Annotated in this window: 26 protein-coding genes; 3 read left to right on the forward strand and 23 right to left on the reverse strand. The window is 47.5% G+C overall.

Going from position 1 to position 20,394, the window contains the following annotated elements; translation table 11 throughout:
• Nucleotides 1-55: 55 nt before the first annotated feature.
• Both AAKU64_RS09050 and petA read right to left on the reverse strand, forming a co-directional pair.
• Complete coding sequence (locus tag AAKU64_RS09050) at nt 56-1,468, reverse strand: cytochrome b (protein WP_354330799.1); 1,413 nt, start codon at nt 1,466-1,468, stop codon at nt 56-58.
• Nucleotides 1,468-2,082 carry a ubiquinol-cytochrome c reductase iron-sulfur subunit gene (gene petA, locus AAKU64_RS09055; protein WP_354330670.1) on the reverse strand — a complete coding sequence of 205 codons (615 nt, stop codon included), beginning with the start codon at nt 2,080-2,082 and terminating at the stop codon, nt 1,468-1,470. The genes AAKU64_RS09050 and petA overlap by 1 nt, the downstream gene beginning before the upstream one ends.
• Before the next feature lie 292 nt (nt 2,083-2,374).
• Between petA and mscL the strand changes: the two genes are divergently transcribed.
• Nucleotides 2,375-2,794 (forward strand): large conductance mechanosensitive channel protein MscL, encoded by a 420-nt coding sequence (gene mscL / locus AAKU64_RS09060; RefSeq protein ID WP_322121103.1) that lies wholly within the window; start codon nt 2,375-2,377, stop codon nt 2,792-2,794.
• A gap of 79 nt (nt 2,795-2,873) precedes the next feature.
• Here mscL and AAKU64_RS09065 read toward each other — a convergent pair whose 3' ends face one another.
• Nucleotides 2,874-3,626, reverse strand: a complete 753-nt coding sequence (locus tag AAKU64_RS09065) for a Nif3-like dinuclear metal center hexameric protein (RefSeq protein ID WP_354362048.1) — start codon at nt 3,624-3,626, stop codon at nt 2,874-2,876.
• A 49-nt stretch (nt 3,627-3,675) separates the two neighbouring features.
• Between AAKU64_RS09065 and AAKU64_RS09070 the strand changes: the two genes are divergently transcribed.
• Together AAKU64_RS09070 and AAKU64_RS09075 are read left to right on the forward strand one after the other, a co-directional pair.
• Nucleotides 3,676-4,842 (forward strand): Do family serine endopeptidase, encoded by a 1,167-nt coding sequence (locus AAKU64_RS09070; RefSeq protein WP_354362034.1) that lies wholly within the window; start codon nt 3,676-3,678, stop codon nt 4,840-4,842.
• Nucleotides 4,843-5,164: 322 nt separating this feature from the next.
• Nucleotides 5,165-5,854: a DUF2461 domain-containing protein gene (locus tag AAKU64_RS09075; RefSeq protein WP_354330666.1), complete on the forward strand. Its 690-nt coding sequence runs from the start codon at nt 5,165-5,167 to the stop codon at nt 5,852-5,854.
• On the opposite strand, the gene tatC is transcribed toward AAKU64_RS09075, so the two are convergent.
• The 20 genes from tatC to AAKU64_RS09175 form a co-directional block, all read right to left on the reverse strand.
• Nucleotides 5,851-6,615 (reverse strand): twin-arginine translocase subunit TatC, encoded by a 765-nt coding sequence (tatC, locus tag AAKU64_RS09080; protein ID WP_354330664.1) that lies wholly within the window; start codon nt 6,613-6,615, stop codon nt 5,851-5,853. The two genes, AAKU64_RS09075 and tatC, sit on opposite strands and share 4 nt — an antisense overlap.
• 59 nt (nt 6,616-6,674) lie before the next feature.
• On the reverse strand, nt 6,675-7,166 hold the full coding sequence (tatB, locus tag AAKU64_RS09085) for a Sec-independent protein translocase protein TatB (protein ID WP_322121099.1): 492 nt from the start codon (nt 7,164-7,166) through the stop codon (nt 6,675-6,677).
• Between the two features lie 47 nt (nt 7,167-7,213).
• Nucleotides 7,214-7,441 (reverse strand): Sec-independent protein translocase subunit TatA, encoded by a 228-nt coding sequence (tatA, locus tag AAKU64_RS09090; protein ID WP_322121098.1) that lies wholly within the window; start codon nt 7,439-7,441, stop codon nt 7,214-7,216.
• A gap of 68 nt (nt 7,442-7,509) precedes the next feature.
• Nucleotides 7,510-7,881: a histidine triad nucleotide-binding protein gene (locus tag AAKU64_RS09095; protein ID WP_354362035.1), complete on the reverse strand. Its 372-nt coding sequence runs from the start codon at nt 7,879-7,881 to the stop codon at nt 7,510-7,512.
• Nucleotides 7,882-8,049: 168 nt separating this feature from the next.
• Nucleotides 8,050-8,388, reverse strand: a complete 339-nt coding sequence (locus tag AAKU64_RS09100) for a phosphoribosyl-ATP diphosphatase (RefSeq protein WP_322121096.1) — start codon at nt 8,386-8,388, stop codon at nt 8,050-8,052.
• Nucleotides 8,389-8,412: 24 nt separating this feature from the next.
• On the reverse strand, nt 8,413-8,814 hold the full coding sequence (hisI, locus tag AAKU64_RS09105; protein ID WP_322121095.1) for a phosphoribosyl-AMP cyclohydrolase: 402 nt from the start codon (nt 8,812-8,814) through the stop codon (nt 8,413-8,415).
• A complete protein-coding gene (gene hisF, locus AAKU64_RS09110; protein WP_354330659.1) occupies nt 8,811-9,575 on the reverse strand; it encodes an imidazole glycerol phosphate synthase subunit HisF in 765 nt (254 codons plus the stop codon). Before hisF ends, hisI begins: the two co-directional genes overlap by 4 nt.
• 2 nt (nt 9,576-9,577) lie before the next feature.
• Nucleotides 9,578-10,363 carry a 1-(5-phosphoribosyl)-5-[(5-phosphoribosylamino)methylideneamino]imidazole-4-carboxamide isomerase gene (gene hisA, locus AAKU64_RS09115; protein ID WP_322121093.1) on the reverse strand — a complete coding sequence of 262 codons (786 nt, stop codon included), beginning with the start codon at nt 10,361-10,363 and terminating at the stop codon, nt 9,578-9,580.
• A 66-nt stretch (nt 10,364-10,429) separates the two neighbouring features.
• Nucleotides 10,430-11,080, reverse strand: a complete 651-nt coding sequence (gene hisH / locus AAKU64_RS09120) for an imidazole glycerol phosphate synthase subunit HisH (RefSeq protein ID WP_354330657.1) — start codon at nt 11,078-11,080, stop codon at nt 10,430-10,432.
• Between the two features lie 129 nt (nt 11,081-11,209).
• Entirely contained in the window at nt 11,210-11,806 is a 597-nt protein-coding gene (gene hisB, locus AAKU64_RS09125; RefSeq protein WP_322121091.1) for an imidazoleglycerol-phosphate dehydratase HisB, read from the reverse strand.
• Between the two features lie 82 nt (nt 11,807-11,888).
• Nucleotides 11,889-12,968, reverse strand: coding sequence for a histidinol-phosphate transaminase (gene hisC, locus AAKU64_RS09130; RefSeq protein ID WP_354330655.1), 1,080 nt, complete (start codon nt 12,966-12,968; stop codon nt 11,889-11,891).
• A 161-nt stretch (nt 12,969-13,129) separates the two neighbouring features.
• Nucleotides 13,130-13,903 carry a DNA-methyltransferase gene (locus tag AAKU64_RS09135; protein ID WP_354330653.1) on the reverse strand — a complete coding sequence of 258 codons (774 nt, stop codon included), beginning with the start codon at nt 13,901-13,903 and terminating at the stop codon, nt 13,130-13,132.
• Between the two features lie 4 nt (nt 13,904-13,907).
• A complete protein-coding gene (hisD, locus tag AAKU64_RS09140; RefSeq protein WP_354330651.1) occupies nt 13,908-15,269 on the reverse strand; it encodes a histidinol dehydrogenase in 1,362 nt (453 codons plus the stop codon).
• A 12-nt stretch (nt 15,270-15,281) separates the two neighbouring features.
• Nucleotides 15,282-15,929: an ATP phosphoribosyltransferase gene (gene hisG / locus AAKU64_RS09145; protein WP_354330649.1), complete on the reverse strand. Its 648-nt coding sequence runs from the start codon at nt 15,927-15,929 to the stop codon at nt 15,282-15,284.
• The gene (murA, locus tag AAKU64_RS09150; RefSeq protein WP_354362036.1) at nt 15,929-17,179 is read right to left on the reverse strand and encodes a UDP-N-acetylglucosamine 1-carboxyvinyltransferase; all 1,251 of its coding nucleotides are present in this window, start codon (nt 17,177-17,179) and stop codon (nt 15,929-15,931) included. The genes hisG and murA overlap by 1 nt, the downstream gene beginning before the upstream one ends.
• Complete coding sequence (locus tag AAKU64_RS09155; RefSeq protein WP_354330645.1) at nt 17,179-17,415, reverse strand: BolA family protein; 237 nt, start codon at nt 17,413-17,415, stop codon at nt 17,179-17,181. The genes murA and AAKU64_RS09155 overlap by 1 nt, the downstream gene beginning before the upstream one ends.
• 23 nt (nt 17,416-17,438) lie before the next feature.
• Nucleotides 17,439-18,194 (reverse strand): ABC transporter permease, encoded by a 756-nt coding sequence (locus tag AAKU64_RS09160; RefSeq protein WP_354330643.1) that lies wholly within the window; start codon nt 18,192-18,194, stop codon nt 17,439-17,441.
• Nucleotides 18,191-19,096, reverse strand: a complete 906-nt coding sequence (locus AAKU64_RS09165; RefSeq protein WP_354330641.1) for an ABC transporter ATP-binding protein — start codon at nt 19,094-19,096, stop codon at nt 18,191-18,193. Before AAKU64_RS09165 ends, AAKU64_RS09160 begins: the two co-directional genes overlap by 4 nt.
• A 227-nt stretch (nt 19,097-19,323) precedes the next feature.
• Nucleotides 19,324-19,605 carry an STAS domain-containing protein gene (locus AAKU64_RS09170; protein ID WP_322121082.1) on the reverse strand — a complete coding sequence of 94 codons (282 nt, stop codon included), beginning with the start codon at nt 19,603-19,605 and terminating at the stop codon, nt 19,324-19,326.
• An 82-nt stretch (nt 19,606-19,687) separates the two neighbouring features.
• Nucleotides 19,688-20,317 carry an MlaC/ttg2D family ABC transporter substrate-binding protein gene (locus tag AAKU64_RS09175; protein ID WP_354330639.1) on the reverse strand — a complete coding sequence of 210 codons (630 nt, stop codon included), beginning with the start codon at nt 20,315-20,317 and terminating at the stop codon, nt 19,688-19,690.
• Nucleotides 20,318-20,394: the final 77 nt, after the last annotated feature.

Below are 20,394 nucleotides of genomic sequence, written 5' to 3' on the forward strand. Positions count from 1 at the left end.
TTCCTTTGACGCTTACTTGGGTGCATAACATCACATTTAGTCGCGCTGAGTATGCCTAGTGCGCAGAAAAAGTAACGCGCTTCGGTGGAGTCTTAAATGTACCCATCGTGCTCCACCAAGGCATCAGCAAGAAGAACGAAAAGTAAAGAACTGCACATACTTGTGAAATACGTTCAAACAATGGTGATGGCGGCTGAACACCCAAATAACCTAAGGCGACAAAAGCAATGCCAAATACGATATAGACATATTTATGCCACTCTGGACGATAACGAATCGACTTAACGGGAGACAGATCCAACCACGGCAGGCCACCCAATATCATCACTGAACCGCCAAACAGTACAACGCCCCAGAATTTTGCATCCAGACCAAAAGGCATCATGCCAACGATGGCTAATAAGCCTACCGCAGCAATTGCAATCTTAATCAATTGCGGCAATCTAGTTGTCAGGAAAATCAAAGCGACATAGGCAACGACACCAGCTTGTACCACATATAAAAACTCAGATGTAGTAGCACGCAAAATGGAATAAAACGGCGTGAAATACCAGGTCGGCGCGATATGTGAAGGTGTTTTCAGTGAATCGGCAGGAATAAAATTATTGTATTCAAGGAAGTAACCGCCCATTTCCGGCGCAAAGAAAATAATCGCGCTGAAAATTGTTAAAAATACGGTGACACCAAAAATATCATGGAAAGTGTAATAAGGATGGGAAGGGATACCGTCAACTGGATGCCCATCTGCACCGATATTGTCTTTAATTTCAATGCCATCAGGATTATTCGATCCGACTTCGTGCAAAGCGATTAAATGCGCTGCAACCAATCCTAACAAGACCAGAGGAATCGCAATCACGTGGAACGAGAAGAAGCGATTCAGCGTCGCATCAGACACCACATAATCACCACGTATCCATAGAGACAGATCAGGGCCAATAAAAGGAATTGCGCCGAATAAGTTAACAATAACTTGTGCGCCCCAATACGACATTTGTCCCCAAGGCAGCAAGTAACCAAAGAAGGCTTCTGCCATCAAACACAGGAAAATTGCGAAACCGAACAACCATATCAATTCGCGTGGCTTACGGTATGAACCGTACATCAGCGCACGTGTCATGTGAAGATAGATAATAATGAAGAATGCCGACGCGCCGGTTGAATGTGCATATCGCACAAACCAACCAGCAGGCACCTCGCGCATGATGTACTCAACCGAAGCAAATGCCAGATTAGCATCAGGCTTATAATGCATGACCAGGAAAATACCAGTGACAATCTGTATCACCAGCACCAACATTGCCAGAGAACCGAAGATGTACCAGAAGTTAAAGTTCTTCGGTGCGTAGTATTGACCCCATTGATCATTCCATAGCTTGGTCAACGGAAAACGGGAATCTACCCAATTCAGCGCCTTAGCAGCAATAGGTGCATCTGCTGGCAGCTTCTTTTCAACAAAAGCCATGATTAAGCCTCGCCTTTCTGATCTTTACCGATGACAATTTTAGTGTCCGACAAATACATATGGCGTGGCACGTCCAGATTTTGCGGAGCTGGTTTGTTTTTGAAAACACGACCAGCCAGGTCGAAAGTTGAACCGTGGCATGGGCACAAGAAACCACCTGCCCAGTCATCCGGCAAAGATGGCTGCGCACCAGCCTGAAATTTAGAACTTGGGGAACAACCAAGGTGAGAACAAATACCGACTGCAATCAACACATCTGCATGCTCTTTACGGGAGCGGCTCTGTTTATCGCAATAATCAGGTAATTCCATCGTGTAAGGCTTCAACGATTTTGGATCGGCAACCTTGTCTTCAGTGCTAGCAAGACTCGCCATCATTTCCGGCGTGCGCTTGAGTATCCAAACTGGTTTACCGCGCCATTCTACTGTTCTCATCTCACCCGGATTTAAAGTCGAAATATCTACTTCTACCGGCGCACCTGCCGCCTTAGCACGTTCAGACGGCTGAAAGGTGCTGACTAGCGCACCTGCCGTTGCTAAACCTGCAACACCACCCGCCGCGCACGTGGCGACGAGTAAGCCGCGGCGGCCAGAATCGACCTGCTTTTCAATACTCATACCAACCCCAATCTGTCAAAAATCAAAACTTGTCGAAGCATAAACCTACTTCTAGCAACCTTAAATTATAAAGGAGCCGAGAGTGGTTTTAAAGCAAAAGTTGTTTATAGGTTCAAACTGCGGCGCTTTTTTTCAGTTTTGTCGGTTATTTTGATGCTTTCCGTTGATTATTTCTTATCAAGCAGAAAACGCTCAAAGTAATCGACACAAAGTTTGACAAATAAACCACCATGTAATTTGCCTTTGCGGATTAAAATATTGCTACTTTGTCATACATAACCTGGGAGTCAACATGAGCATGATGCAAGAATTTAAGAGTTTTGCCAGCAAAGGCAATGTGGTTGATTTAGCGGTCGGCGTCATCATTGGTGCAGCGTTTGGCAAGATTGTTGACTCTTTGGTAGCCGATATCGTGATGCCTGTTGTTGGTAAAATTTTCGGTGGTTTAGATTTTTCCAACTACTATGTAGCGTTAAATGGTCAGGCTAGCGGCCTTACCTTGGTAGAAGCAAAAAAAGCTGGTGCCGTACTGGCATACGGTAATTTCATCACGATTGCACTTAACTTTGTTATTTTGGCTTTTCTGATTTTTCAAATGGTAAGAATGTTTAACAAGATGAAAAAGGACGAGCCGGCAGCACCAGCTGCAGCGCCGGTAACACCTGAGGATGTGATTTTGCTGCGTGAAATTCGTGATGCCTTAAAAAAGTAACACCCACTTGCAGTAAAAATTTAGGCATAAAAAAGCCGCTAATTTCAAAGTAACTTTAAGAATTAGCGGCTTTTTTATATCAAACTGGATTATCGATATCGACAAAATGATGCGCTAACCCAAACTTCTCAGCCAGGTGTTGTCCCAAAGCCTGTATGCCGTATCGTTCAGTCGCATGATGTCCGCATGCCAGATAAGCCACGCCAGACTCACGTGCCAGATGCACGGTGGGTTCAGAAATTTCTCCACTTAAGTAGACACTGGCACCGGCACTGATCGCCTGATCCAGCATGTTTTGTGCCGCGCCGGTACACCATGCGATCTTAGCGACTAGCTGCTCTGGATCACCAATCAACAAAGGCTTGCGGCCCAGGCGTGCTTCAATTTGTGCGACCAGTTGTCCGACGGTACGCAGAGAGGCGTCCTCAGCGATGCCGATCCAGCCCAGATCATCCTCACCAAATCGCGCTTTTGGTAACAAGCTCAATTGCTGCGCCAGTTGTGCGTTATTACCGAGCTGAGCATGCATGTCCAACGGAAAATGGTAGGCGAACAAAGAAATATCATGCTCTAGCAACAGCTTTAACCTCTTGTGCTTTTGCCCGATGACTCGCATGTCTTCGCCGCGCCAAAAATAACCGTGGTGTACCAAGATCGCATCGGCTTTTAAATGAACCGCTTTTTCCAGCAGCGCCAAACTGGCCGTGACCCCGGTCACGATACGTTTAATCTGTTCACGCCCTTCCACCTGCACGCCATTTGGGCAATAATCACGAAAGCGGTTAATCTGTAGCTCTTCTGCCAAATAGTCCGATAGCTTTGCTCTCGTCACTGATTGCGGCTGTGTCATTTTCACTTGATTCATTTTTTCTGGTTCCTCTATGCGACGTCTCTGGCTCTTATTTGCGCAAACCATTACGGTGGCTTTAGCACTCTGGTTTATTGTAACCACCTTAAAACCAGAATGGGCAAACAAGGGGTTCAGCGGCAATCAAAGCCTGCGCATGGCGTCCACAGTCACAATGCAAGAAGCACCTGCAAATTCTGTCGCCAGCCAAAGTTCGTATCGAAATGCGGCCAAGCGCGCGATGCCATCGGTGGTCAATATTTACACTTCAAAAGAGGCAAAGCAAACAAATAATCCCTTGCTGAACGATCCATTCCTAAAGCGCTTTTTTGGCGACCAGCAGAATCAACAAGCGGAAAAACAAGTCAGCCTTGGCTCTGGCGTTATTCTCAGTCCAGAGGGCTATATCCTGACCAACAACCATGTGGTCGAAGCTGCTGAAGAAATTGATATCGTGTTAGCCGATGGGCGCAAATCGATTGCCAAAGTCATAGGCACTGATCCAGAGACCGATTTGGCTGTGATTAAAATTGATTTGCCGGATTTGCCTGCAATCACATTAGGACATCCCGAACAAGCAAGCGTCGGTGATGTGGTGCTGGCGATCGGTAATCCGTTTGGCGTGGGCCAAACAGTGACGATGGGAATTATCTCTGCGCTGGGACGCAATCATCTCGACATCAATACCTTTGAAAATTTTATCCAGACCGATGCTGCGATCAATCCCGGCAACTCGGGCGGCGCATTGGTCGATGTCAACGGCAATTTATTAGGAATTAATACTGCGATCTATTCCCGCAGCGGCGGCTCGCTGGGGATAGGCTTTGCAATTCCTGTAACCACCATCAAAACAGTGATGGAATCGATTATCAAAAATGGGCAAGTCGTGCGCGGTTGGATCGGCGTAGAACCGCAAGACATCACACCAGAACTGGCAGAAAGTTTTGGCATCAAACAAAAATCCGGTGCGATTATTGCGGGCGTAATTCGTGGTGGGCCAGCGGATAAAGCAGGCATCAAGCCGGGTGATATTTTGCTGGCGATTGAAGGCAAACCGGTCGCCGACACTACCGAAATGCTGAATCTGATTGCGCAATTGCCACCCAACCAAAAAGCTAAAATTGCCGTTTTACGCAATACCGCAGAATCAACGTTTGAAGTATTTATAGGCAAGCGCCCGGTTCTAAAACGAGAAGAATAAGCGACTCCGCGCACTAATGGAAAAAGTTAATATGCTGCTGCGCTAGTATGATTTAGCCAATATTTTATCTAAAATACATAATCAGCCTGCTAGTGAACATTAAATATACTCCCACCATGTATATTTAATTGTCCAATCATTTACTGGACAATACGGCATTTTTCATAAAAATGAGGGGGAGTATATTGAAATTGGCACGAATTTTGATCAATTCAATTATTTAAACAATGCATGGGGTTTGCTTTACATCCCTGCACTACACAATAAAAAATATACATTTAATACATGGTTCACCAGCACTTAAAAGACGCAAAGGCACGCAATGCATATCCGTGATTTAAAACGCTTTCTGTTCGAATTATCCGAAAACAATAACCGCGCCTGGTTCGTCATGAACAAGCCTCGCTACGATATTTTACGCGCTGAATTTTTAGAACTCGTGACTGATCTGATCGCTAAAATCAGCAAATTTGATCCGGCGATCATTGGTTGCGAGCCCAAAAAAGCTTTGTTCCGTATCAACCGCGACATGCGCTTTTCTGCAGATAAATCGCCTTACAAGACCACCTTCTCCGCCTCGATTTTGCCTAGCGGTCGCAAGAAACCTAGCGAAGGTGGTGGCCCTGCTTATTATTTTCAGATTGATGCGACGGGACGATTGTTCTTCGCTGTGGGCGAATACATGCCGCCATCGGATCGCTTGCGCGCCATCCGCAATCAGATCCTGGCTGATCCAGAGGGTTTTTCTAAAGTCTTAAAAAATAAAGGGCTGAAACAAATTTTTGGTAGCTTGCAAGAGGAAGGGAAATTAACCCGGCCGCCCAAAGGCTTTGATCCAGAATCGCCGCACATCGAGCAAATTAAGCTGAAGAATTTTATGGTCTGGACCGAGTTTACGCTGGATGAAACCACGCCAGAACAAATGGGGGAAATTGTCACCGAAGGTTTTAAGGCAGCCTATCCCCTGGTCAGCTGGTTGCGCACCGCCGCTAGTAGCGTGGCCCAAGACTAATCAGGGACTTCATCCGGTGCTTGCGTGGCTTTGACAAAGATCGGAGCCACCAGCAAACCCAATTCAAATAAAAACCACATCGGCAATGCCAGTGAGAACTGGCTGACTATGTCAGGTGGCGTCACAATCGCGGCAACCACAAAGGCGCCGACGATGATGTAAGGACGCATCGCCTTCAACTGCTCTACCGATACCAGTCCCATGCGTACCAACACCACGACCACAATCGGCACTTCAAATGTCATGCCAAAGGCAAGGCACATCGACATCACAAAATCGAGGTAATTTTCTATGTCCGGCGAAACGGTAATTGAGGTCGGTGCAAACTCGCTGATGAATTTAAATACGCGCCCAAACACGAAGAAATAACAAAACGCCACGCCAGAAAAAAACAGCAGTGAAGAGGAAATCACTAAAGGCGCCACCAACCTTTTCTCATGCGAATATAAACCAGGCGCGACAAATGCCCAGACTTGATACAACACCCATGGTAGCGCCAGCATAAACGCTAAAAGCAAGGTCACTTTCATCGGTACCAGAAAAGGAGAAATCACACCCGTCGCAATCATCTTGGCACCAACAGGCAAGGATGCAATCATCGGCTTCGCCAGAAAATCATAAATGGCAGAAGGCCCGGGCCAGGCAAACAAAGCCGCACAGACAATCGCAATACCGATCGATGCTTTGACCAGCCGATCACGCAATTCGACCAGATGCGAGATAAACGTGTCTTCAACTCCCGATACTTGTGGGTCACTCATGCTGGTGCAGAACCTATAACAATGTGGAAAATGATATGACTAGCGATAAGGCATGTCATTTAAAAGAAACTGGCGGAAGAATTGCGTTTTGCTCTGAACTTGGCAACCCGCGCCGCGCCGGACATCACATGACTGCGACCGCCATGACGATTTTTATACCAGGCAGGAATTGCTGATGTCTTAGCGATCTTTTTACGACGGAAATCTTTTGCCTTAAAAGCCAGATGACTCACGCTGGGTGGATTGAGCAAGGAAGAATCCGTTTCTGGATCTTGCCAGGCAGAGCGGATATCGTTCTGCGTTTCAGACAAACCTTTAGCAATCGACTGCCCGACGTCCTGCACTGCCTCTTGCGCATCTTTATGCATCTGACGCAACTCATCAAGCTCAATCTCACGACTGACTTCCGATTTCACTTCGTTGATGTAACGTTGGGCACGACCAAATAAAGTGCCAGCCATACGCGCTACTTTTGGCAGTTTTTCAGGACCGATTACGATTAAAGCAACCACGCCAATTAACGCCAACTTACTGATGCCAAGATCTATCATGAGTGGTGTCTTTTAAAACCAGAGGCTAGCAATCTGAGGTAGCAACATCAGAGCTTGGATTTTTCTTTAGCATCAACATCAATTGTTGTACCCGATGTTTTATCCGCGACTTTTTGTGCGTCTGCAGCCTTCTCTTCTTCGCCCTTGACGCCGTCTTTAAAACCTTTGACAGCCTTGCCAAGATCGGACCCGATGTTGCCAATTTTTTTGGTGCCGAATACCAGCATCACAATGACCAACACAATTAACCAGTGCCAAATACTGAATGAACCCATGATATCTCCTAAAACGAGCGTGAACGCTCAGACAAATTATTGATCTATAAGAAGCGGTTGATGCGGAACTATCGCTGACCGCGCCATGGCTGCGGACCGCCAATCACATGTAAATGAAGATGATACACCTCTTGCCCGCCATCCGGTCCGGTGTTGATCAGCGTCTTGTAACCACCACTGACGTTACCATCGATATCTTGCGTGAGACCGCAACCTTGCTCTTGCGCCAATTTAGGCGCCAGCGCTAACATCCGCCCCAACATGCCTGCATGCTCCGGAGTTGTTTGCGCCAGAGTTTCTACATGCTGCTTGGGAATAATTAAAAAATGCACCGGAGCAGCAGGATTAATATCTTTAAACGCCAGAAACTCTTCGTCTTCATAAACCACACTAGACGGAATTTGTTTTGCCACAATTTTACAGAAAATACAGTTACTCACGGTGTCCTCATATTGTTGTGCAAGACGGTTGAAATACAGTTAAAAAATTTGCTTAAATTCTTATAGGACTTATGCCAAATTGTCCCAGCAAGGCGTAGCGACGAAGGCAGTACTTTAGTACGACTAGGCGCTGCAACGCAGCTGGGGCGATTTCGCGTAAGTTCTAACTTAATCTGGGCGGGAAGCTTTTTCCTCGATACCAGATAAGCCTTCGCGTCTTGCCAACTCATTCAAGACATCTTGCGGTGTCAAATCAAACTGTGCCAGCAAGACCATGGAATGAAACCAGAGATCGGCACATTCATACAAGACTTTAGATTTGTCACCTGATACACGGGCATCTTTGGCGGCCATTACAGTTTCGGTCGCTTCTTCGCCAATTTTTTTGAGTATCGCGTCGTCGCCCTTGGAAAACAAACGCGCGACATACGAAGTTGCCGGGTCGCCGCCGTTAGCAGCTTTGCGGCTCTCAATGACTTCAGACAGTCGCTTTAAGGTTTCACTCATACAATCTTTTCTGATTACTGGTCATTATTTGTAGATGGTTTCTGGGTCTTTTAAGACCGGATCAACTGCCTCCCAGTCACCGTCATTGACGCCACCTTCAAACTTTTGGAAGAAGCAAGAATGGCGACCCGTATGGCAAGCGATGCTATCGACTTGTTCTATTTTGAGCAATACCACGTCTTCATCACAATCCAGGCGTATCTCTAATACCTTTTGAACATGACCGGATTCTTCACCTTTGTGCCATAACTTTTTACGCGAACGGCTCCAGTAAACGGCCTCGCCTAATTCCACTGTTTTGGTTAGTGCATCGCGGTTCATCCAGGCAAACATCAGCACATCATTGCTGGATGCTTCTTGCGCAATCACAGGTACCAGACCTTGATCGTCCCAGCGCACTTTATTCAACCATTTTGACGCGCTCATGACAGTCTCATTGAAATCTGTTGTGCTGCCATGAATTTCTTGGCTTCTTGCACGGTATGTTGTCCATAATGGAAAATACTTGCGGCGAGTACCGCATCAGCGCCACCGATTTTGATGCCGTCGGCTAAGTCTTGTAGACCACCAACGCCACCGGAAGCGATCACCGGTATTGAGACTGCGTCCGACACTGCACGTGTCAGTCCCAGGTCAAAACCAATCTTGGTGCCATCTCTGTCCATACTAGTCAGCAGAATTTCTCCAGCGCCCAAGCGTGCCATATTTTGCGCCCACTCCACTGCATCTAAGCCAGTGGCGTTGCGACCGCCATGCGTAAAGACTTCCCATTTTCCAGGCGCCGTTTGTTTTGCGTCAATCGCCACAACAATGCACTGTGATCCGTATTTTTGCGATGCTTCAAACACCAATTGCGGATTGGTCACCGCAGATGTGTTGATGCCAATCTTATCTGCACCGGCATTTAATAAGCGACGCACATCGGCCACAGTGCGTACGCCACCACCCACCGTTAAAGGAATAAATACTTGTGACGCGACTGCCTCGATAATCGGCAAAATTAAATCGCGTCCGTCACTGGACGCGGTGATATCAAGAAAGGTAATTTCATCAGCGCCTTGTCCATCATAGCGGCGCGCAATCTCAACTGGATCACCGGCGTCACGCAGTTCCTGAAAATTGATGCCCTTGACGACACGACCAGCAGTCACGTCAAGACAAGGGATAATGCGCTTTGCTAAAGCCATACTTAATTTTCTTCGCTATCGTCTATGTCATCAAATTCATCGGCGCGTTCCTGTGCGCTGGCAAGATCTAATGTGCCTTCGTAAATAGAACGGCCACAAATCACGCCTTCTATCCCCTCGCCTTGCACCGCGCACAAGGCTTCAACATCTTGCAGATTATGGACGCCGCCAGATGCAATCACCGGAATACTCACAGCTTGCGCCAGCTTGACTGTGGCTTCGATATTGACGCCGCCCATCATGCCATCGCGGCCGATGTCGGTATAAATAATCGACTCGACGCCGTAACCTTCAAATTTTTTCGCCAGATCGATGACTTCATGACCCGACAGTTTGCTCCAGCCATCGGTAGCGACCTTGCCATCTTTGGCGTCAATACCGACAATAATTTGTCCTGGGAAGGCACCACAGGCATCTGCCAGAAATCCAGGATTTTTGACTGCTGCGGTGCCGATGATGATGTAGCTGATACCGTCATCCAGATAACGCTCTATCGTATCCAGATCACGTATACCGCCACCGAGTTGCACCGGGATTTCATCAATATCATTTTCTTCCGCAAACTCACGCACCGCCTTCAAAATCGCTTTGACTGCTGTTTCATTTTTTGGCTTACCTGCGAAAGCTCCGTTCAGATCGACCAGATGTAGTCGTCTTGCGCCTTGCTCTAGCCAATGACGCGCCATCTCGGCGGGGTCTTCGGAGAACACGGTGGCTTGGTTCATATCACCTTGTTTAAGGCGTACGCAGTGACCGTCTTTCAGGTCGATAGCAGGAATGAGCAGCATGGCTGTATAAAGTTAAGTAATTAAAGACAGAATAAATGGGTAAATCAGTTTGACGGTATCACAAGCTTAAGGGTTCCAGTGTACAAAGTTTTTGTATAGTTGCAAGCCAGCATGTGCACTCTTTTCAGGATGGAATTGCGTGGCAAAAATATTATCTCTTGCAACTGCACAGGCGAACGGCGTGCCATAGTCGGTAGTTCCGACTGTGTGTGCCACATCGGCTGGCTGAGCATAGTAACTATGAACAAAATAGAAATAAGCCTCATCGGCAATATCTTGCCAGAGCGCATGTACTTGGCCTTGCGTCCGTGCTTGCCTGACTTTATTCCACCCCATTTGCGGCACTTTAAAACGCGACCCGTCATCTTGTAGCTGACCGTCCAGCGCAAAACGCACTACTTTGCCAGGCAATAAACCCAATCCCGGCGTATTGCCTTCATCGCTCAGATCAAACAGCATTTGCTCACCTACGCAAACGCCAAACAGCGGTTTGCTACGCGCAGCTTGCAATACTGCCTCTTGCACACCGGATTCGCGCAGACTGCGCATGCAATCGGGCATCGCGCCCTGGCCTGGCAACACCAGGCGATCGGCACTTTGGATATCGGTGATCTCGCCAGAAATTTTGACATCGGCGTCCGGCGCGACTGCACGCAGGGCTTGCGCTACTGAGCGCAAATTGCCCATGCCGTAATCGACTACAACAATTTTATTCATGCTGATGAGTTTATTTGGCTAATGATTTAGCAATTTAAAGAATAAATTCAGAATCAAATTCAAAGACATCTTAAGCAGCAAATGTAAGGCCTGAGATTCTGGTTTGATTCAGATTTGATTCAAACAGAATTACAAGCTGCCTTTGGTCGATGGAATGGTACCAGCAGCGCGCGCATCTAATTCAGCCGCCATACGCAAGGCTCGGCCAAAGGCCTTGAAGACGGTTTCGCATTGATGGTGAGCATTATCGCCACGTAGATTATCGATATGCAAAGATACCAACGCGTGGTTCACAAAACCCTGAAAAAATTCATGGGTCAAATCGACATCGAACGACCCTATCATGGCGCGCTTAAACGGTACGTGGAACTCTAGTCCAGGGCGACCGGAAAAATCAATCACCACACGCGATAAAGCTTCATCTAGCGGCACATAAGAATGACCGTAACGACGAATACCTTTTTTGTCACCGATAGCTTTTGCAAATGCCTGACCGAGCGTAATACCGACATCTTCTACCGTATGGTGTGCATCGATATGCAAATCACCGACGGCTTCAATTTCCAGATCGATTAAACCATGACGGGCAATCTGATCCAGCATGTGATCCAGAAAGGGAACGCCCGTATTGAGCTTTTGCTTTCCGGTTCCGTCAATATTGATGGCGACGCGGATCTGAGTTTCGTTAGTATTGCGGCTTACTTCAGCAGTGCGTTGGGCTTGCATGATTTTGATCTTTGAATTTGAACCGGTGGTCTGGTCTTTAGTTTGCGGCTTTATAAAAGTCGGGCTTTAAGACTGAGCCTAACTATGAAGCAACCAAGGATGCTTTAAAAGCCGCGAGAAATAAGGCGTTTTCCTGCGGATTACTGACGGTGATACGCAAGCAGTTTTCCAGCAGCCCATGCATTTTACCTACATTTTTGACTAAAATTTTTTGTTCCAGCAATTTGGCAAAGACTTGTTCCGCTTTTGTCACGCGTATCAGTAGGAAATTTGCCGCTGATGGAAACACTTGCACGCCCGGCAATGCCGCCAAGGCTGCGCTGAGCTCACTGCGCTGGTGACGTAATTCAGCTGCTTGCGCATCCAGAATATCTGCATGCTCCAGCACAAACTCTGCCGCGGCTTGCGTCAGGACATTGATGTTGTAAGGTGGCCGGACTTTTTCGAACTCTTGCATCAGCGCGTTGTTGCCCGACATGTAACCGAGGCGGATACCAGCTAGGCCGAGCTTCGATACGGTACGCATCACAACCAGATTATCGAATTCGGCCAGACGTGGCATAAAACTGGTTTGTGCAAAAGGTTGATAGGCTTCGTCCACAATCACCACGCCACTGTCGCCGACCGCGTGCAGAATTTCTTCCATCTCACCGGTATTAAACAAGGTGCCGGTCGGATTATTCGGGTAAGCCAGATAGATAATTGCAGGACGATGTTCTGCGATCGCGGCCAGCATAGCGGCTTTGTCTAAGCTGAAATCAGGATGAAACGGCACGCCGATAAATTCTAGCCCGGCGAAACGTGCAGAAATCGCATACATCACAAAACCTGGGATAGGTGCCAACACTTTTGCACCTGGCTTGGCGCAGGCAACCGAGACCATACTGATCAGCTCATCAGAGCCATTGCCAAGGACGACATCAAAACCTACCGGGACGCCAAGCTTGTCGCTGATGGCGGCTTTTAACGCGGAATAAGACGGAATGGGGTAACGGTTTAAAGCCACTTCAGACAAACGTTGTGCCAGTTCCAAACGCAGAGACTCCGGCAGCGTGTAGGGATTTTCCATGGCATCGAGTTTGACGAAACCGGCGGAGTCCTGCACATGGTAGGCAGACAACGCGCGCACGTCAGAACGAATAATATTTTCAATCAATGACAAAATATACTCCCACTTGTATTTTTAATCGTCCATACATTATCTGAACTATGTATGCTATTTAGTCGCATACTCCCCTATTTTTACTCAATTATAGGTTCAGATTCAAGTTCTGAACGCTGGGTTTTAGCAGGTAAATTTAATGATCAATTCTGAGCATAAATTCAAGCAGCTTCCAGACGACTCAAGCGCTCTACAATCCGCTCGCAATAATCCTGATTCAATTCAAAGCCGACGAAGTCACGACCACAATTTCTCGCAGCTACCGCCGTGGTGCCGCTGCCCATAAACGGATCTAAGACAACGCCGCCAACCGGGCATGAGGCTTTGATCATGCGCTCAATAATCTCTAGTGGTTTCTGGGTTGGATGATCTTCCCGTTCGGCATGTTCACGATGTAGGCGGGATACGCTCCAAATATCTTTTGGGTTGTAGCCCAGTTCCAGCCATTTCGCGCCCTCAAAAATCTTGCGGCTACGTGCCTTTTTAGTCACGGCGTCGTAGGGAATGCGGATGGCGTCCAGATCAAAGTAATAATCTTTCGCCTTAACGAAAAAACCGATGCTGTCGTGCACAGATGAATACTTGCGCACACTGCCCCCCATCGACGGCACCCGTCTGTCCCAGATAATTTCATTCATCATGCTCATGCGCTGTTTGAGCATGACAAAAATCTCAGGTGAGTAGCGCCAGGTCAAAAAAATGTACAGACTGCCGTTTTCTTTTAGCTTAGGCAAAGCTGTGTCAATCCATTGCTCTGTCCAGGCAAGATAGTCAGCGGATGCCATTTTGTCTGAATCGTTGCCGTAATCCTTACCCAATCCGTAAGGTGGATCTGCCAGCAACAAATCAACGCTGGCATCGGGAATACGCGCTAAACCGATCAGCGCATCCTCACAAAATATCTGATTACGCCAACTGCTCACCAGATCTGTCATGACGTCATTTCAAGCGCAATTCGGCGCTGCGTGCATGCGCTTGCAAGCCTTCGCCATACGCTAACTCTGCGGCAACGCGACCCAAGGTTTGTGCGCCCTGTTCGCTAACGTAGATGATTGATGAACGTTTTTGAAAATCGTACACGCCAAGCGGTGATGAGAACCGTGCAGTACGTGAGGTCGGCAATACATGGTTTGGTCCGGCGCAGTAGTCCCCCAGCGCTTCCGACGAAAAACGTCCTAAGAACATCGCACCGGCATGGCGAATTTTGTCCGCCCACTGCTGGGGATTTTCAGTAGAAATCTCTAAATGTTCTGCCGCAATATCGTTCGCAATATCGCAGGCTTGTTGCATGTCTTTGACCTTGATCAAAGCTCCACGGTTAGTCAATGAAGTACGAATGACTTCCTGACGCGGCATGGTCGGCAATAATTTATCAATGCTGGCGTGTACGGCATTAATGTAGGCGGCATCAGGACATAGCAAAATAGATTGCGCCAGCTCATCATGCTCTGCTTGCGAGAACAAATCCATGGCGATCCAGTCTGGATCAGTGCTGCCGTCGCAAATTACTAAAATCTCAGAGGGGCCTGCGATCATATCAATACCCACCGTACCGAAGACACGGCGCTTGGCCGCAGCAACATAGGCATTGCCGGGCCCGACAATTTTATCTACTTGGGGAATGGTCTCGGTACCGTAGGCCAGAGCACCAACCGCTTGAGCACCGCCAATAGTGAAGACACGGTCTACGCCAGCAATCGCGGCGGCAGCCAATACCAAAGGATTTTTGATGCCATCAGGCGTTGGTACGACCATGATAATTTCTTTGACTCCGGCGACTTTAGCCGGAATCGCATTCATCAATACCGATGAGGGATAGGCAGCCTTGCCACCCGGAACGTAAAGTCCAACTCGATCTAAGGGTGTCACTTTTTGACCAAGCACTGTGCCGTCGGCCTCGGTATAGCTAAAGCCCGCTGAGCCGCATTCAATTTTTTGCTGTTCGTGGTAAGCACGTACTCTGGCTGCGGCGGCCTCTAACGCGTGACGACGCTCTGCCGTCAGCGATGCCAATGCCGCATGCATCTCTTGCTGAGTCAATTCCAATGCACCCATACTGCTTGCCTGCAAGCGGTCAAACCGGTTCGTTGCAGCGAGCACTGCCGCATCACCATGTTTTTTTACTTCCGCCAAAATCTGTGCCGCTGCCTGATCAATTGCGGCATCTTCACTGGCTTCAAACGCTAGCAAGGCACTAAGCGTCTGTGCGAATCCTGGTGCGCTGGCGTCTAATTTTCGGATCGGAAGCGAGCTGATGGAAGATGGCTGTGGTGAAGAATAAGCAGAAGAATTGGACGACATGATGTTCTCGATCTATTTTTTAGTGGCGCGCTCAAATGCTTCAAGGATAGGTTGCAAGCGCTCACGTTTCATTTTTAAAGCAGCTTGGTTGACCACCAGTCGGGAAGAAATATCCATGATGTGTTCAACCTCAACCAGATTATTCGCAATCAAGGTGTTGCCGGTACTGACCAGATCAACGATGGCATCGGACAAACCGACTAACGGAGCCAGTTCCATGGAGCCATACAGTTTGATCAAATCAACGTGTACGCCTTTGCTGGCAAAATGCTCACGAGCGGTTTCGGTATATTTCGTTGCGACCCGCAGGCGTGCACCCTGACGTACCGCGTTGGCATAATCAAAACCGACCGATACCGCGACTGACATGCGGCATTTAGCAATGTCCAAATCCAAAGGCTGGTATAAGCCTTCCCCACCGTGCTCATGCAGAACATCCTTACCTGCCACGCCCAAATCCGCTGCACCATATTGCACATAGGTTGGCACATCAGAAGCACGGACAATAATCACACGTACATGAGGATCGTTGGTCGCTAAAATCAACTTGCGCGACTTCTCTGGATCTTCGGTCACGCGGATACCGGCAGCTTCTAATAACGGCAGAGTCTCTTCAAAAATACGACCTTTGGAGAGCGCCAGGGTCAATTGGGTCGACATTATTTGACTCGCTTAATTAATGCACCGACACCGGACAATTTGACTTCCATCCGATCGTAACCTCGATCTAGATGGTAAATACGGTCTATCAGGGTTTCGCCCTCAGCAGCCAGACCGGCAATGACCAGCGACGCCGAAGCGCGTAAGTCTGTCGCCATGACTGGAGCGCCGACCAGTTTATCAACGCCGGAAATCATCGCAGTGTGGCCATCGATTTCTATATGTGCGCCCAAGCGATTCATTTCTTGTACGTGCATAAAACGATTTTCAAAGATCGTTTCAGTCACGCGGCTGCTACCCTGGGCGATGCAATTAACCGCCATAAACTGCGCCTGCATATCGGTAGGAAAGCCGGGATATTCGGTGGTACGGAAACTGACGGCCTTAGGACGTGCGCCCATTTGTGCGCGTATCCAATCTGTGCCACTGGTCAGGATGACGCCGGCTTCACGCAACTTATCTAATGCCACATCCAGAATATCGCTACGTACATTTTTTAAGGTGATGTCGCCACCTGCTGCCGCGACTGCGCAAAGGAAGGTTGCAGTTTCAATCCGGTCTGCAATCACGGCGTGAGCCGCGCCATGCAAGCGATCAACACCCTGGATAACCAGACGATCTGTGCCTATGCCTTCGATCTTGGCACCCATAGCCACCAATAAATGGGCAAGGTCAGTGACCTCGGGTTCGCGTGCCGCGTTTTCCAGTATGGTTTCGCCCTCAGCCAAGGTAGCTGCCATCAACAAATTTTCTGTACCTGTGACGGTAATCATATCGGTGACGACACGTGTACCCTTCAAACGCTTGGCTTTAGCATGGATGTAACCGGCCTCAATTGTGATCTCGGCACCCATAGCTTGCAGGCCTTTGATGTGCTGATCAACAGGACGTGAACCAATCGCACAACCGCCTGGCAGGGATACTTTTGCCTCGCCGAAACGCGCCAGCAAAGGGCCCAGGACCAGGATAGAAGCTCGCATGGTTTTTACCAGGTCATAGGGTGCTTCCAACTTGTCGATCGCAGCACCATTCAAGGTAACAACACCATTTTCTTGTGTGATGCGCAAACCCATCTGGCCGAGTAACTTCAGCATAGTGGACACATCTTGCAGCGATGGAACATTGTGCAAAACGACATCATCCGAACTCAATAAACCTGCGCACAAAATGGGCAAAGCTGCGTTCTTCGCACCAGAAATGCTGACGTCACCATTCAGGCGTTGTCCGCCTGTAATCAATAATTTATCCATTATTTTTGAAATTCGTCTGGAGTTAAAGTTTTCATCGACAGTGCGTGAATTTCTTCGCGCATGCGGTCGCCCAAAGCGGCGTACACCAATTGATGGCGCTGTATCAAACGCTTACCGATGAAGAGTTCGGACACAATCACTGCCGTAAAATGCTGCCCGTCGCCTTCGACTTCCAGATGACTGCAAGCGAGTCCGTCGGCAATATATTTTTTAATTTGTTCAGGAGTTGGAAACACGATGAGTCTTTCAAAATACGATATTAGTGCCTGAGCTTATAACCACGCTTTAGCATCTGTACTGCAATCACGACTAATGCAATAAAAAATACTAATACGACCGATAAACTGAAAAATGGATTAACGTCAGACTGTCCAAAGAAACCGTAGCGAAATCCATCAATCATGTAGAAAAACGGATTAAAGCGCGAAATGGTTTGCCATAACGGTGGCAGGGAGTGAATGGAATAAAACACACCCGACAAGAATGTCGCTGGCATGATCAAAAAGTTTTGGAAAGCAGATAAATGATCAAATTTCTCTGCCCAGATTCCAGCGATCAAGCCCATGGTTCCCAACATTGCTGCGCCTAAAAAAGCGAACATCAAAATCCATAAGGGCGCGACAAAACTGACGTTGGTGATCCAGATCGTCACGACAAATACGCCAAGACCAACCGCTAAACCACGCACGATAGACGCTAGTACATAGGCACTGAACATCTCCCAATGCGACAACGGTGGCAATAGAATAAAGACCAGATTACCAGTAATTTTTGATTGAATCAGCGAAGAAGAAGAGTTCGCAAACGCGTTTTGCAACACGCTCATCATCACTAAGCCTGGGACTAAAAATGCAGTGTACTTAACGTCTTTGTATACTTGCACATGTTCTTCCAGTGCGTGACCAAAAATCAGCAAATACAGTAAGGCCGTCATGATTGGCGCAGTGATCGTCTGGGTTGCAACCTTCCAGAAACGCAAAACCTCTTTGTAAAACAGAGTTTGAAAACCAATCATTTACGATCTCCCATAATTTGCAGGAAGACATCTTCCAGATCAGCTTGCTGAAGTTGCAGATCGTCAATCGCACAGCCACCAGTTCGGATCGCAGCGAGGATAGGCTCAACTTGCGAATACTCGGTGACACGCAAAACATATTCATCACCAGAGTGATGGGTCACCAGATCTTTAAGTCCCTCTGGAAATACGCCTTGTCCAGCGACTAATGTGACTTTGAGCTGAGATCCTGAGATACGTTTAATCAACGCGGCAGTGCTATCAAGCGCGACTACTTTACCCGTTTTTAGCATAGCAATACGATTGCAAAGCGCCTGAGCTTCTTCTAAATAGTGCGTGGTCAACACCACCGTATGGCCTTCTTTGTTCAAGCGGGAGACAAACTGCCACAAAGTTTGACGCAACTCTACGTCAACGCCAGCAGTTGGCTCATCCAACACGATCACAGGCGGCTTATGCACCAGAGCCTGGGCAACAAGTACCCGACGCTTCATACCGCCAGATAATGCACGCATATTGACATCAGCTTTATTGGTGAGATCAAGATTCTCCATGACCTCGTCTATCCATTTATCGTTATTCTTTAAACCGAAATAACCAGACTGCATACGCAAGGTCTCACGTACAGTAAAGAACGGATCGAATACCAGTTCTTGCGGCACAACACCAAGGTTCTTACGTGCTGCACGGTAATCCGTCACCACATCATGCCCCTGAATCTTGACCTGGCCTGAATCTGCACGATTGAGTCCGGCAATGATAGAAATCAAGGTTGTTTTGCCAGCTCCGTTAGGGCCTAGCAAACCGAAAAATTCACCTTCTTCAATAGAAAGCGAAACACCACCTAGCGCTTGCAGCGACTGGTAGCGTTTTTCAACATTAGTAATTTGTATGGCGGCCATGAAGACAATTATTGCGCTGTTGACTAGCGTTTATCCGGTGAGTCGCCAAAGATATGGCGAAAACCTTTAATTATAGGGGATTTTCGTGTCTTGAACCGGATTGACGCAATTGCTGATGACAATCGCTGTGGCGCTTATTAAGCCGCTAAGCCTTTGCAGACTTCTTGCTCACCACATCGATTATTACATTGTCAACCCGACAGTTCGAGAAAACTTTCAGTACAGGATCAATGTCGTTCGACTTGCGAAGGATTAGTGCTGAGAAGCTCAGACATGCCGTAAAGGGCGATTAAGCTAAGAAGATTTGAAGGAATAGATTTGAAATGAATAGTCTTATTTTTAAGACTCGCAGCACGCTGCCAATCAAGCATCACAGCAACTGCTGCCGAATCAACTACAACCAATGCAGACAGATCAAACTCAGTCTCGCCTTGAGAAATCGCAGACAAACCGGACTGCGCCACGCTCACGGCATTTTGCAGGCTAAGTTCACGGTTTGTTTGATACATATTACTTACTCCGTCAGGAATTAACTAATTTTTTACTGCCAATTTAGTTATCTGGCTTATTTATTAAACTTACTTTTCAGACTTATTTCTTTGGTGATCCCGCAGCCAACTTTTTATTTTTCTCAGACAGAGTTTTGATCAAACCGTCGATACCAGATTTAGTAATTTCTGCAGTAAAGGTGCCTTTGTAAGTTTCTACCAACCACGCACCTAAAACGTTGATGTCATAGATTTTCCATCCTGTCGCCAATTTTTCAAGGCGATAGTTGAGTTGCAAAGCTTCGCCATTTTTTTGTATTACCTGACTACGGACCTCAACATCGGTGTCTTCAGCTGCAGCACGAAAAGGTTTAAACTCTAAAGTCTGATCTTTGATTTGAGAGATCGCTCCCGAGTATGTGAATACCAACAATGTACGGAATTCATTGATCAACTGTTTTTGTTGTTCTGGTGTGGCATCGCGCCAGCTTTTACCTGCAGCCAACGAAGTCATGCGCTGAAAATCAACGAATGGCAACACCTTGGTTTCGACTAAGTCATATACGCGCTTTTGATTGCCGGATTGAATATCTTTGTCACTCTTAGCGATATCCATAATTTCTTGGCTCAAACGCTTTACCAATTGATCCGCTGCTTCATCTGCCGCCATGCTACTGCCAACAAATGCAAAGCTAGCGAACATAAACAAGATAAATTGTCTAAATAATTTCATGATTTTACTTTCCCCGCTCTCAAGAGCGTATTAATGATGTTGTTATTAACTGCCCAGACTATGGTCTGGTTGACCGC

The sequence above is a fragment of the Undibacterium sp. GrIS 1.8 genome, from assembly GCF_040544445.1.
Classification (GTDB): Bacteria; Pseudomonadota; Gammaproteobacteria; order Burkholderiales; family Burkholderiaceae_D; genus Undibacterium.